The 12371-nt window shown below is 74.8% G+C and carries 13 protein-coding genes; 6 read left to right on the top strand and 7 right to left on the bottom strand.

Going from position 1 to position 12371, the window contains the following annotated elements; genetic code table 11:
* Positions 1–89: 89 nt before the first annotated feature.
* Positions 90–821 (top strand): MgtC/SapB family protein, encoded by a 732-nt coding sequence (locus CP982_RS06160; protein ID WP_150509554.1) that lies wholly within the window; start codon positions 90–92, stop codon positions 819–821.
* 20 nt (positions 822–841) lie between these two features.
* Here the strand turns inward: CP982_RS06160 and CP982_RS06165 are convergent, their stop codons facing one another.
* Positions 842–1300, bottom strand: a complete 459-nt coding sequence (locus CP982_RS06165) for a MarR family winged helix-turn-helix transcriptional regulator (protein ID WP_150509555.1) — start codon at positions 1298–1300, stop codon at positions 842–844.
* A gap of 97 nt (positions 1301–1397) precedes the next feature.
* On the opposite strand from CP982_RS06165, the gene CP982_RS06170 reads away from it, so the two are divergent.
* The gene (locus CP982_RS06170) at positions 1398–2180 is read left to right on the top strand and encodes a dioxygenase family protein (RefSeq protein ID WP_150509556.1); all 783 of its coding nucleotides are present in this window, start codon (positions 1398–1400) and stop codon (positions 2178–2180) included.
* Positions 2181–2796: 616 nt separating this feature from the next.
* Entirely contained in the window at positions 2797–2991 is a 195-nt protein-coding gene (locus tag CP982_RS06175; RefSeq protein WP_150509557.1) for a hypothetical protein, read from the top strand.
* An 88-nt stretch (positions 2992–3079) separates the two neighbouring features.
* Here the strand turns inward: CP982_RS06175 and CP982_RS06180 are convergent, their stop codons facing one another.
* From CP982_RS06180 to CP982_RS06190, 3 genes are read right to left on the bottom strand one after another with little or no spacing between them, the layout of a single operon-like run.
* Positions 3080–3745 (bottom strand): HAD family hydrolase, encoded by a 666-nt coding sequence (locus tag CP982_RS06180; RefSeq protein ID WP_150509558.1) that lies wholly within the window; start codon positions 3743–3745, stop codon positions 3080–3082.
* 4 nt (positions 3746–3749) lie between these two features.
* Positions 3750–3995: a hypothetical protein gene (locus CP982_RS06185; protein WP_150509559.1), complete on the bottom strand. Its 246-nt coding sequence runs from the start codon at positions 3993–3995 to the stop codon at positions 3750–3752.
* Between the two features lie 33 nt (positions 3996–4028).
* Positions 4029–5279 carry a cytochrome P450 gene (locus CP982_RS06190; RefSeq protein WP_150509560.1) on the bottom strand — a complete coding sequence of 417 codons (1251 nt, stop codon included), beginning with the start codon at positions 5277–5279 and terminating at the stop codon, positions 4029–4031.
* A 331-nt stretch (positions 5280–5610) separates the two neighbouring features.
* Here CP982_RS06190 and CP982_RS06195 point away from each other — a divergent pair, with 331 nt between their 5' ends.
* Positions 5611–6012 (top strand): hypothetical protein, encoded by a 402-nt coding sequence (locus CP982_RS06195; RefSeq protein ID WP_229878873.1) that lies wholly within the window; start codon positions 5611–5613, stop codon positions 6010–6012.
* A gap of 83 nt (positions 6013–6095) precedes the next feature.
* On the top strand, positions 6096–6779 hold the full coding sequence (locus tag CP982_RS06200; RefSeq protein WP_170316377.1) for a DUF6766 family protein: 684 nt from the start codon (positions 6096–6098) through the stop codon (positions 6777–6779).
* 44 nt (positions 6780–6823) lie between these two features.
* On the opposite strand, the gene CP982_RS06205 is transcribed toward CP982_RS06200, so the two are convergent.
* The 3 genes from CP982_RS06205 to CP982_RS06215 all read right to left on the bottom strand — a co-directional run bounded on the left by CP982_RS06205 (position 6824) and on the right by CP982_RS06215 (position 11403).
* Positions 6824–7738, bottom strand: coding sequence for a GNAT family N-acetyltransferase (locus tag CP982_RS06205; RefSeq protein WP_150509561.1), 915 nt, complete (start codon positions 7736–7738; stop codon positions 6824–6826).
* 79 nt (positions 7739–7817) lie between these two features.
* Positions 7818–9956, bottom strand: a complete 2139-nt coding sequence (locus tag CP982_RS06210) for a glycosyltransferase family 4 protein (RefSeq protein WP_170316378.1) — start codon at positions 9954–9956, stop codon at positions 7818–7820.
* 232 nt (positions 9957–10188) lie between these two features.
* Positions 10189–11403: a DUF418 domain-containing protein gene (locus tag CP982_RS06215; RefSeq protein ID WP_150509563.1), complete on the bottom strand. Its 1215-nt coding sequence runs from the start codon at positions 11401–11403 to the stop codon at positions 10189–10191.
* A 248-nt stretch (positions 11404–11651) separates the two neighbouring features.
* On the opposite strand from CP982_RS06215, the gene CP982_RS06220 reads away from it, so the two are divergent.
* Positions 11652–12329, top strand: coding sequence for a response regulator (locus tag CP982_RS06220; RefSeq protein ID WP_372503332.1), 678 nt, complete (start codon positions 11652–11654; stop codon positions 12327–12329).
* The last annotated feature ends 42 nt before the right edge of the window (positions 12330–12371 follow it).

The following is a 12371-nucleotide window of genomic DNA, read 5'->3' on the forward strand; positions in this document are numbered from 1 at the left end:
CCGGACGGAAAGACCTTTGCATAGTTGCGCAACTATGCAAGCATGGAGGAACAGCAACCCGTACGACCGCGCCACCGGGAGGTGCCGCCATGCAGGCCCTGACCACGTTCGACTTCGCTCTCCGCCTGGGCACAGGCGTCGGCTGCGGCGCCCTCATCGGGGTGGAGCGCCAGTGGCGCGCCCGGATGGCGGGCCTGCGCACCAACGCGCTCGTCGCCGCGGGCGCCACCCTCTTCGTGCTCTACAGCGAGGCGATGGCCGACCCCACCAGCCCCACCCGCGTCGCCTCGTACGTCGTCTCCGGCGTCGGCTTCCTCGGCGGCGGCGTCATCATGCGCGAGGGCGCCTCGATCAGCGGCCTCAACACGGCGGCCACGCTGTGGTGTTCGGCGGCGGTGGGCGTCCTCGCCGCCTCGGGGCGGCTCGCGCTCGCGCTGCTCGGCGCGCTCACGGTCATCGGCGTCCATCTGACCCTGCGGCCCACCAGCCGCCTCATCGACCGGGCCCCGCAGGCGAGCGCCGACACCACCACGCGGGTCACCTTCCACGTCACCTGCGAGCGCCGCGCGGAGGCGCACGTCCGAGCGCTGCTCATCCAGCTCCTGAGCAGCGCGGACCCGCGCCTGGCCGGGTTGCGCATCCGGCGCGGCGAGGGCGGCGGGACCACCGCCCTCGAAGCCGCCGTCACCCTCGACGGCGCCCCCGGCGCGGACATGGAGCAGCTCGTGACCCGGCTCTCCCTGGAGCCCGGCGTCCGCGATCTGCACTGGCACCTGACCGACCAGGGCGACCAGGCGGGCGCCGAGCGGGCCGCGGCCTGACCCGCGCCGGGCCCAACCCCTCAGGCCGCGCCGAGGCGCCGCGCGACCTCGCCGAGGCCCTCCTTCAGGGCGGCGAGCTGGCCGGGCGTGAGGACGTCGATGAGCTGGTCGCGCACCACGCCGACGTGGCCCGGGGCGGCCGCCTCCAGACGGCGGCGGCCCTCTTCGGTGAGGACGGCGTAGACGCCGCGCACGTCGTCGGCACAGGAGCGGCGGCGCACCAGGCCCGCCTTCTCCAGCTGGGTGACCTGGTAGGTCAGCCCGCTCTTGCTCGTGAGGACCACCGCGGCCAGCTCGGTCATGCGCAGCTCGCCGCCCTCGGCGGCGGCGAGCCGCACGAGCACCTCGTACTGGAGGTGGGAGAGGCCCGCCTCGTCCTTGAGCTGCTCCTCGATGCGCCGGTTGAGCAGCGCGCCCGCGGTCAGGAAGGCCTGCCAGGCGGCCATCTCGTCGTCGTTGAGCCAGTGCGTCTTGGGCATGGCGCCACCCTACGCCCATTGTTCAAATTCGAACCATCGAGTACGGTCGAGAGGTGGTTCAAATTTGAACACGCTGCCGCACCGCAAGGAGCCGACCATGACCACCGCAGCCCCGGAGCGCATGCCGTCCCTCTTCCTGAGCCATGGCGCCCCCACCCTCGCCGAGGACCCCGTCTGGCCGGGCGAGCTGGCCCGCTGGGGCGCGGGGCTGCCACGGCCGACGGCGATCCTGATGGTCTCCGCGCACTGGGAGGAGGCCCCCCTCGCCCTCGGCGCGACCACCACGGTGCCGCTCGTCTACGACTTCTGGGGCTTCCCCGAGCACTACTACGGCGTGCGGTACGCCGCCCCGGGCGCCCCCGGCCTGGCCGAGAAGGTCCGCAAGCTGCTGCGCGGCCCGGGCACACCGGTGCAGGACCTGCCGGAGCGGGGCCTCGACCACGGCGCGTACGTACCGCTGCGGGAGATGTACCCGGATGCCGACGTGCCGGTGCTCCAGATGAGCCTGCCGACCCTGGACCCCCAGAAGCTGATGGAGATCGGGCGCAAGCTCGCGCCGCTGCGCGACGAGGGCGTGCTGATCGTCGGCAGCGGGCACTTCACCCACAACCTCCGGGCCATCAACCCCGACAACCACGTGCCCGCCGTCCTGGCCGAGTTCGACGACTGGGGCCGGCGCACCCTGGCGGCCGGGGACGTGGACGCGCTCCTCGACTTCGCGCACAAGGCGCCGGGCGCCCGCTACGCCCACCCCCGCGAGGAGCACTTCGTACCGCTCGCGGTCACGCTCGGCACGGCGGCGGACGAACTCCGCACCCAGCGCAGCGTCATCGATGGCACCTGGCTCGGCCTCTCCAAGCGCTCGGTCCAGTTCGGCTGAGGACGGAAGTCCCCGCCTCCGCACGGTGCGGTAGCGCGGTGGCGCCACAACGTCCGGGTCGCACCGGCTCCGGCGCGCCCGCGCCCTGCCGCACGAGGGACCGGGCCGCGTGTGCCGTGCGACCGGTGGGCCTCGACAACCGCCGTGCGCGGGCTCGTCCGGCCCGTGCGGGTGACCGCGTCAAGAGACGTATCGCACCCCAGGGTGCGGCGAGCGCCGCACGGGACACCCGCTCACTACGCCGGTGACGCCGCAGCACAGGGACCGGGGTGTCCGGCGGAGCACTCCCGTCGCCGCGCGTTCTCCCGCACATGGAGCGATGACCGAGGCGGACGGGCCGCACGCGCGCGGCAGGCGCGTGCGGCCGCTCCGCCCCTCGCCTCCCTGCCGCGCCGGGCCGTGCGGGAGTAGGCTGCGAGCAGTCCGTGGAACGTCCGTCACCGTCAGCGCGGCGACAGCCCTCCGGCGATCTCTCGGGCCTGGAGCGGCGCCTTTCGCCAGTGGCTGTGCCCAACGGGACTCTGCACCCGCCCTTTGGCACCGCGCGAGGGTTCGCCCGCGATGGGCTCCCCCAACGCCGCCTCCCTTGCGAGGCGCTCGACATCCAGGACTCATCATGCGCGGCTGCTTCGCCGACGACCTCCTCCTCATGATGCCGTCGAGCACGCTCGCGGGCGTCCGCCTGTTCGGCGAGGTCGTCAGCGCCCATCGAGCGCCCCTGGCCGTGGCCCTCACCGAGCAGAGCGAGGACGCGGAAGAGATCACACTCGACCTCACCGGCGCTGGGACGGCATCGCAACCCCGCGCCTGATCGACGCGTGACGACACCGCCGGAGGTCCTCACCGCCGCGGGAGGCGGTGAGGCCCGACCGGCGCACCCGCGGGCCCGGCGGCGCAGATCACTGACGACCCGTCAGCACCCCGCTGTCCAGGTGCTCCAAGAGGTCGGCGGGGGTGGCGTACACGGCCGAGGCCCCGGCCTCCTCCAGGTCGTGCCGCGGGATGCCCCCGCAGAGCAGGGCGACGGAGCGCACGCCCGCCCGGCGCGCCGCGCGCATGTCCCACACCGTGTCACCGACGAACACCGCGTCCTTCGGCCCGCACCCGGCGATGTCCAGGGCGCGGTGGACGGGGTCGGGAGCCGGTTTCCCCGAGGCGACGTCGTCCGCGCTGGCGACGCCGGTGATCACGTCGTCGGCGTCGATCGCCCGGCGCAGCGCCGCCAGTTCACCGCCTCCGGCCGAGGTCGCGAGGACGATGCGCCACTCGCGCGCGGCGAGGGCGTACAGGAGGTCGCGGGCGCCGTCGAAGGCGGCGAGCCGCTCGAAGTACGTTCCGTACAGGGTGCCGTGCGCGGCGCTGAGCTCCGCGTCCCGGTCCTGGTCCCGGTCGTCGCCGAGCAGATGGGCGATGAGGTCGGTCGAGCCGAGCCCGATCGCCCGGTGGATGTCGTGCGTGGCGACCTGCTCGCCCGCCTGCCGGAACGCCTCCCACCAGGTCACGACGTGCAGGTGGTTGGTGTCGGCGAGGGTCCCGTCGACGTCGAAGAGCGCGGCGCGCGGCACGGCGCTACGCCCCTTCGCCGCTGTCGCCGCCGTCCCCGCTGTCGCCGCGCCGGGCGCCGTCGTCGCGCCGGGCGTCCTCCTGGGCCCCGGCGTCCGGGGTGAGCGCGTCGGCCGCCTCGCCGTCCTTGCCGGGGTCCCGCTCGTCCCCGGGACGCCGTGTCGCCGCGTCCTCCGCTTCCTCGAAGACCTCTTCGGCGGCCGTCTTCGCCGCGTCGCCGTCCTTGTGCCGGGGGTCGTGGTGGTGCGTCATGGAGTCCTTCCTGAGGGCGTCCGTGGGCGGGCGTCAGCCCACGTCGGTGATGACGAAGCCGCTGCGGGGCCCGGTCGGCATCCGGCGCAGCGGGATCCGCAGATCCTGGTCGGGGACGCGGTACTCGAGCCTGGCGAGACGCGGCAACAGCGTGCTCAGGACCGCCAGGGTGACGTCCTCCCCCGGGCAGCGGTGACCGGTCGCGGCCTCCCCGCCGCCCTGGGGGACGAGTTCGTCGCGGCCGGGCTCGCGGCCCGTGAACCGCTCGGGGTCGAAGGTGTACGGCGCCTGCCACAGGTCCGGGTCGTGGTTCTGTCCGTAGAGGTCGAGCAGGACCAGGCTGCCCTCGGCGATCGGCTCGCCGTGCCACTCCACGTCCTGCGGGGCGAGCCCGGCGACGAAGGGCGCGAACGGGTAGAAGCGGCGCACCTCGTGGGCGAACGCCCGGGCGTAGCCCTCGTCCTCCTTGGCGAGCGGCGCGCGCAGCTCCGGGTTCCGGTGCAGGGCGTGGGCGCCGAACACGGTGTACCAGGTGACGGCGACGGTGGGGCGGATGATGTTGAGGAGTTCCACGGCGGCCGTGCGCGGGTCGAGCGGCTCGCCGTCGGCGTCGCGGTGCGCCGCGACGGCGTGCACCGCGGACGGCGGCCGCCCGGCCTCCGCCGCCGCGGCGGCCTCCCCGGTGTCCGCCGACCGGACGTCCTCGACGAGGCGGGCGAGCCGCCGCTCCTGGCGCCGCCGGGCGCGCCGGGCCCGCAGCTGGCGCGGCCCCGCGGTGGCGAATCCGTCGACCATCGCCACCAGGTCGCGTGCGGTGCGCCGGGCCTCGTCGTCCGGGGGCTCCGCGAGCGGGATGCCCGCCCAGACGCGGACGGCCCGGGTGATCAGCACGCTCACCTCGTCGAACAGGGTCACCTCGGAGGCACGCGACCATTCCTCGCGCGAGCGCTCCCACTCCCGCGCCACGTGGTCGGCGAGGGCGGCGACGCCCGGCGCGTCCTTGAGGAGTTCGACGAACAGGGCCTTGCGCGTCCGGTGGCCCGCCCCGTCGAGGGTGTGCACGGCGCCCTGGCCGAAGAGCGTGCTCAGGACCGGCTCGGGCAGGGCGGCGCGGCGCCGCACGTGGTCCTCGTCGTAGAAGAACCCGACGGCGGCAGGTCCCCGCAGCGCGACGGCCGGTTTGCCGAGCAGGCGCGTGCGCACGGGGCCCGGGCCCCGGCGGCGGCTCAGATCGGGCAGCCACGCGTAGCCCTGGAGGAGCAGCGGCAGTGTGTGGTCGAACAAGGGAACCTCCCGGCAGTTCGCGTCCGGTCCGGCAGGGGGGAGCGGCCTGCCGCGTTCCACCCTCCGCCGGATGGAACGCCGCCACCACCGGAGCACGGCGCACACCGCCGCGCTCCGGCCTCCCCACCGGGGTGGACGAGTGCCCGGCACGGCCGCGGCGAATCAGGCGGGGGCCGATCGGCCGCGGCCCGATCGGGCGCACCCGCGCGTGTCGCAGGTCCGGCGTCCGCACGCCGTGACCGCGTACGGCATCGTCGGCCGGAGTGCCCGCGCCCGCGTGACCGGGGAGGCGGCTCGGGAATCGGTGGGTCCGCGAAGGGGAGCAGAGCTGGTGCGTGGCGGCGTGGTGGTCCTCACGGGGGTGCTGCTCTGCACGCTCGCGGCCTGTGGCTCGCTCGCCGGGCGCGAGGACGCGGCGGCCGCGGCGGCGGCCCGGTTCGGGGCGAGCCTGCACGCGTCGGACCCGGCGCGCGGCTGTGCGGCGCTCGCGCCGGGGACCCGCGACGAACTGGAGCGGTCCGCGGAGCGACCGTGCGTACGGGCACTGCCGGAGGCGGGCCTTCCGACGGCGGGCCCGGTGCGCTCCGTCGATGTGTACGGCGCTCAGGCGCGGGTCGTGGCCGAGCGCGACACGCTCTTCCTCTCCTCGTTCCCGGGCGGCTGGAAGGTCACGGCCGCGGGCTGCGTGCCGCGCGCGGAGCGGCCGTACCGGTGTCTGGTCAAGGGCGGTTGACGGATGCGGACGTTGTTCACGCTGTATCTGGTGGTGGTGCTCGGCGGGCTCGCCTACTGCACGGTGCTGGGGCTGACGCACCGGTGAAGCGACTGCTGCGGTTCCTGCGGGCCAACGGCCTGACGCTGGCGTTCGGGGCCGGGTTCCTGCTCGCCCTCGCCGGGCAGGCCGTCGCCGGGCACGCCGAGTTCAACAACCGGCTCGTCGCCGAGGAGCTGCGTCCGGTGGGCTTCGGCGGCTATCTGCTCACCTCCGACTTCGCGGTGGACGTGACGGAGAACTGGCAGTCCGAGTACCTCCAGTTCTTCCTCTACATCTTCGGCACGGTGTGGCTGCTCCAGCACGGCTCGCCCGAGTCCAAGGAGCTGGACAAGGCGGGCACGGAGACGGACAAGGAGCAGAAGGTCGGCCGGTACGCGCGGGCCGACTCGCCGCGCTGGGCGTCCGTCGGCGGCGTCCGCCAGGCCTGGTACTCCCGGTCCCTCGGCATGGTGATGTGCTCGCTGTTCCTGCTCTCCTGGCTGGCACAGTCCGTCACGGGCGTGGCCGCGTACAACGAGGAGCACCTGCGCGGGCTCCAGGCCCCGATCAGCTGGTCCGCGTATCTGACGGCCGCGGACTTCTGGGACCGCACGCTGCAGAACTGGCAGTCCGAGCTGCTCGCCGTGGGGTCGATGGCGATCTTCTCGGTCTATCTGCGCCAGCGCGGCTCGCCGGAGTCCAAGCCGGTGGGGTCGGCCCACACCTCGACCGGCGTCGAGGGCTGAGCCCGCCGCGCCTGCCGGGTGCGGCCGACCCCCCCGGACCAGGCCTAGGCCCGGTGCCGCCAGCCGCGGTCCGTGCGAACCAGTTCGGTGAAGCCGAGGTCCTTCAGGAGCGCGAGGGCCCGGGTGTCGTCGGCGGACTCGTAGGCCAGGAGGCGGTCGGCGCCGGCCAGGCGCAGCCAGCGGGCGGCCTCGCCGAGGAGCCAGGCGTGCAAGCCGTCCACGCCGTGGCCGGGTTCGGTGCGGAAGTTGCCGATGTCCGCGAGGGAGCCGTTGCGGGCCTGGCGTTCGGGGCGGCCGAGTGCGGTGTCGACCTCGATGTGGCCGAGGTCGTGGCCGTCGAGGTGCGCGGTGAGCCGGGTGCCGCACTCGCCGAGGGTGCGGCGCACGGCCAGGCCCGCCACCGGCGCCGGGGGCGTCGGCAGGTCGGGCACCGCGGCGATGAGGACGACCTCCGTGTGGCCGGTGTGCCGGAACCCGGCGCGCTCGTAGACGGCGCGGACGTGCGGCCAGGCCCGGGGCAGGCCGTACACGGCGGGTGCGGGCAGGGCGCCGTCGGCCTCCCGCACGCGCACGTCCCAGCGGGCCAGCTGGGCGAGGCAGGCGCTCATCAGCAGGTCGGCGGCCGTGTCCGCGTCCGGCCGAAAGGACGCGGGCGGGTGCGAGACGAACCAGTCGATCGCCCCCATGCCCCGGTGGTCCGGGCCGACCTCGGCGTCGGCGCGGTAGCGCAGCAGGTGCGCGGCGGCCACGACGGACGACCGCTGCTCGGCGACGAGCGTCACGCGCTCGGCGACCCACGGGTCGGTGATGAACTCGTCGGGCCTGCGCGCCAACTGGCCGAGGACGGTGTTCACGGAGACGGAGACACCGGGCACGACGGCGGCCACATGGGCGTTCACCAGCTCCGTGAGCTGGTCGCGGTCGTCGCGGTGGAAGGGGCGTACCTGGAGCGCGGGCATGCGCGGTCCTCACGGTTCTCAAGGCCGGTCGTGGCCGTGTCGGTCGAGGAGGCCGCCATGCGATGCGGTACGCCGCCGATCATACGGCGGGCTCGCGCGCGGGCGCCATGGGGTGCGCCACCGCCTTCAGGGCCAGGTCGTTGTGGGCGGTCAGATACGGGCGCAGCTCGAGGGCGCCGTCGGCGGCGGGGCGGGCGCTCGGGAAGACGTCGGTGCGGCGCCGCTCGATGACGTCGCCGCGCAGCCGCGCGAGCCGGATGGCGTCGCCCTGCTCGTCGTACGGTTCCAGGGCCAGGTCCCAGATCGCCTCGCCGCCCGGGTGCTGCTCGGCCGGTCCCGACAGCGGGATCGCGGCGGTGAAGCAGCCCGCCTCGTCGACGTGGCAGCGGGCCTCGAAGGTGGCGTCGCCGCCGCGCAGCCGTGCCCTGAGGCGGTAGTGGTGGCCGTGCGCGGCCGCGCCGTGCACCCTGCCGGTCAGGGTGATGGCCTCCTCGCCCACGGCGAGCGACTCCAGTTCGGCGTGGGCGGCCCTGCTCCAGGTGCGCAGGGAGAGGTTGCCGTCCTGGGTGCGGTACGGCACGGCGGTGGCGAAGCCCGCCCCGGAGGGGTGCGGGGGCACGGTGGGCGCGAGCAGCCTGCCGGTCTCCACGAGCCCCGCCCGCGCCCGCCGGACGCGGCCCTTGCGGCCTTGCTGGAGGTGGACGTTCCAATACCCCTCGGCCATGGGGCGGCCGCTGCGGTGGAGCAGGAGCTTGACGTAGGGGTCGGTCTCGTCGGCGGTGTGCTTGAACGGGAGCCGTACCGTGTCGTCCTCCGTGCCCGCGCGCGGCTTGAGCACCAACTGCCAGTCCCCGTGGGTGAGTTCCGCCACCGGCACGCGGAAGTAGAGCGAGCCGTCGGCGGCCACGCGGCAGCCGACGGTGACGGGCGGCAGCGCCTTGCCGAGCCAGGCGGCCACACCGAGGCGTTCGGCGAGGGCGCCCACGCGCTGGCGGGGCGTGCGGCCGGGTGCCGTGCGCGCGGAGCGGGTCCGGGAGCGCCGGGCGGTGGCCGCGCCGGGCTTCAGGTCGTCGATCAGCGCCTCGTACTGGGCGGCCGTGTGGTCCGGCAGGAAGCGGCGCGCCGAGCGGATCGCGGCCTGGGCCAGGCGGAAGCGCTCGGTGTCGTTCTCGATGAGGCGGCAGAGCGCGTCGGCGATGCCGTCCTCGACCGCGCTGTCCGGGCCGTCCGCGGGGACGAGCAGTCCGTCCTCGCCGTGCGTGATGATCTCGCGCGGCCCGAAGTCGCAGTCCGTGCTGACCACCGGCACGCCCAGGCGCATGGCCTCCACGATCGTCATGCCGAACGACTCGGTGGAGCTGGAGACGGCCGCGATGGCGCCCTTGGCCCACTCCGTGTCGATGGATGTGCGCGCGTCCATCAGGAACACGTGGTCGTGCAGGCCGAGTTCGTGGATCCGGTGGCGCAGCTTCTCCTTCTCGCGGCCCTGTCCGTAGATCCGCAGGGTCCAGTCCGGGTGCTGCGCCGCGACCTTGGCGAACGCCCCGATGAGGCGGTCGTAGCGCTTGACGGGCACCAGGCGGCCCGCCGCGACGACCGTCCGGGTGTCGCCGGACGAGGCCTCGGCCTCGGGGGCGGGAATGCAGTTCGGGATGTGGGTGAGCCGCGTGCCGATGTCGGGCAGGGCCGCGCGGTAGGCGCGCTCGTCGCCGTGCGAGACGGTCACGAACGCGTCGAGCCGCGGGATCGCGGCGTCCTGGGCCCGGCGCAGGCCCGCGCTGTGGAAGTCGTGGGTGACGTGCTCCTGGCCGATGCGCAGCTGGTCGGCGCGACCGTGCTCGGCGAGGAAGCACACCAGGTAGGGGCGGGTCGCGATGACGACGTCCGCGTCGCTGCGCCGCAGGTGGTCGGCGAGCCGCGTCTCGCCGAGCGCGCTGGGCGGCGTCTTGCCCTTGTACATCAGGTCGTGCGGGCACACGGTGCCGGACGCGCGCTGGGCCGGGTCGCGCCCGTCGTAGTGCCGGGAGCCGGGACGCAGATCGACGAGGGGGCGCAGGGTGACACCGGGTCCGAACGGCAGGCTCGGCCGGTCGGCGGTGCGGTAGTACGAGACGACCTCGACCTCGTGGCGCTCGGCGAGCGCGGTGGCGAGGTTCGCCGTCGCGCGGATGGTGCCGCCGATGCCGTACGCGTTGTAGAGCAGGAAGGTGATCTTCATGAGGGGGTGTCCCGTGGGCTTCGCTAGGAGGGGTGGCATCGGCGGGGCGGGCGCTTGGGGGCGCTCTGACGTCTAGATCACGTGTGGGCCTTAGGTGCGGGGTCGTCCGAGATGTCCGTGGCTCATACACCCTCCCTGTCGGGCGGGCCCGGAGACATCCCGCCGGGGGCTGAATCCGAGGGGCCGAACGGCGGGAGCGACCCCCGCCGTTCGGCGGGGGTCGCAGGGACCATCACGGGACGCGCTCCGCGACCTTGGTCGCGCGCTGGAGCAGCGCCTCCAGGGGGCCGCGCCGGAAGAACCGCGTCCACAGCGCCGCGAACGCGGTGACGCCCGCGACGAAGGCGAGGAGCAGCAGCGTCGACTGCGGCAGTTCGTCGCCGCCGAGGAAGCGGATGGCCACGATGTGCAGGACGTACGCGGTCAGCGACATGCTGCCGACCGCGATCACGGGCCCGGCCAGGCGCCGGAAGCGCGGCAGCGCGTCGACGGCGAGCAGACAGGCGGCGAGCACGGCGACGGCCACACCGGTGTTCGCCACGATCGACAGGGTCGTCTCGCTGTGCGGCGCGGCGACGAACAGCCAGCCCCAGGTGTCCTCCTCCGGCAAGCCCGCGACGTCGGACCACCAGGCGGTGCCCGTCCCCCCGGCCTGGAAGCCCGCGTCGCCCAGGGCCCGCGCGACGCCGGGCAGGTGGTGCAGCGCGACCCAGGAACCGCCGTAGCCGAGCACGGCCAGGCCCACGCCGGTGACGGCGAGGCGGATCCGGACGGCGGTGTCCGCGAGGTCGAGCCGCGCCACGGCCATGCCCGCGATGACGAACGGCAGCCAGGACAGGGCCGGGTAGGAGCCGGTGAAGAGCAGCGGTACCAGGCCGTCCCCGGTGCGGGGCCAGGCCAGGGGGCCCGTGGTGCCGCCGCCGAGGGCACCGTCGTAGTAGACCGCGCGGACGACGAAGTACAGCAGTTGGGGCAGCACGAGCGCCGCCACCACGGCGATCTCGGCGAGCGTCCGCGCCGAGAGCCGGTACAGCGGCAGGACCAGCAGGAAGTACAGGCCGTAGAAGGCCAGGATCACCTCGACCGGCGTGCCGCTCATGGTGAGCGCGGTGCCGAGGACGAGGAGGACGACGGCGCGGAGCGCGACCTTCGCCACCGCCTGGCGGCCAGCCCGGCCGGTCTTCGGCACCCGGCGCCCCGTCATCAGGACGACGGAGAAGCCCGCGAGGAACGCGAAGAGCGCGGACGACCGGCCGTGCGCCAGCTCCATCACGAAGCCCCGCACGCCGCCCGCCGTCGCGGGGTCGGGCCCCACGTGGGCCGCGTACATGCCGAAGACGGCCAGGCCGCGGGCGAGGTCGACGCCTATGAGGCGGCCGGTCGACCGCGCGTCGGCCACCGGCTCCACGGCCGGTGCCGGGGCCGTGGCCACTGCGTTCTGTGTCATGCCGCAAGCCTTGGCGGCGGGCCCCGCACGGAGTATCCGGCAGTCGTCCGGCGCCGCTCCGCCGCCCGGCCCGCTCCTCCCCCCGAACGGCTGGAACCCCCACGCCGGGTGGCTGCCGTACGGGACCGCCCCCGTGCGGCAATGACGCCGCCGCCTAGAGTCGTACGGGGACGATCACGAGGGCGGTCCCCCTCGCGGACGGCCGGCGGCCGATCGGCGGGACGACTACGGCGGCGAGGCGGGACAGCGTGATCCGGGTAGTGGTGGTGGACGACGAGGCCCTGGTGCGGTCCGGGTTCGAGCTCATCCTCAACGCGGCCGACGACCTGCGCGTGGTCGCGACCGCCGCCGGGGGCGACGCCGTGGACACCGTGCGGCGCGAGCGGCCCGACGTCGTGCTCCTCGACATCCGCATGCCGGACGTCGACGGCCTCACCGTCCTGCGGGAGCTGCGGTCGCTGCCCGAGGCCCCGACCGTGGCGATGCTGACCACCTTCGACACCGACGAGTACATCGTGACCGCGCTGCGCTCCGGCGCGGCCGGATTCCTGCTCAAGGACACCGAGCCCGACCAGCTCGCCCAGCTGGTGCGCACCCTCGCCGCGGGCGGTGTGGTGATGTCGCCCAAGGCGTCGCGCTCCATGCTGCGCGCCCACCCGGGGCCCGGCGGCGGCTCCGCGTCCGGCGCGGACCGGGCCCGCGTGGAGCGCCTCACCGGCCGGGAGCGCGACGTCCTCGTCCTCATCGCCGAGGGCCTGACCAACGCCGACATCGGCACCCGCCTCCACCTCAGCGCGGGCACCGTCAAGGACCACGTGAGCGCCATCCTCACCAAGCTCCGCGTCACCAGCCGCGTGCAGGCGGCCCTGCTCGCCGAGCGGGCGGGGCTCCTGGAGGCGGCGGGCCGGGCGGAGGAGCCGCGGTGAGCGAGCGGCTCACCGCGCTCCGGGCCCGGTGGCCCCGGCGCC

Source organism: Streptomyces spectabilis (genome assembly GCF_008704795.1).
Classification (GTDB): Bacteria; Actinomycetota; Actinomycetes; order Streptomycetales; family Streptomycetaceae; genus Streptomyces; species Streptomyces spectabilis.

Excerpts from the sequence above, each read along its gene's own strand:
- CP982_RS06210 (WP_170316378.1), bottom strand. The coding sequence starts at position 9,956 with ATGAAGATCACCTTCCTGCTCTACAACGCGTACGGCATCGGCGGCACC.
- CP982_RS06165 (WP_150509555.1), bottom strand. The coding sequence starts at position 1,300 with ATGCCCAAGACGCACTGGCTCAACGACGACGAGATGGCCGCCTGGCAG.
- CP982_RS06175 (WP_150509557.1), top strand. The coding sequence starts at position 2,797 with ATGCGCGGCTGCTTCGCCGACGACCTCCTCCTCATGATGCCGTCGAGC.
- CP982_RS06215 (WP_150509563.1), bottom strand. The coding sequence starts at position 11,403 with ATGACACAGAACGCAGTGGCCACGGCCCCGGCACCGGCCGTGGAGCCG.
- CP982_RS06205 (WP_150509561.1), bottom strand. The coding sequence starts at position 7,738 with ATGCCCGCGCTCCAGGTACGCCCCTTCCACCGCGACGACCGCGACCAG.
- CP982_RS06185 (WP_150509559.1), bottom strand. The coding sequence starts at position 3,995 with ATGACGCACCACCACGACCCCCGGCACAAGGACGGCGACGCGGCGAAG.
- CP982_RS06170 (WP_150509556.1), top strand. The coding sequence starts at position 1,398 with ATGACCACCGCAGCCCCGGAGCGCATGCCGTCCCTCTTCCTGAGCCAT.
- CP982_RS06160 (WP_150509554.1), top strand. The coding sequence starts at position 90 with ATGCAGGCCCTGACCACGTTCGACTTCGCTCTCCGCCTGGGCACAGGC.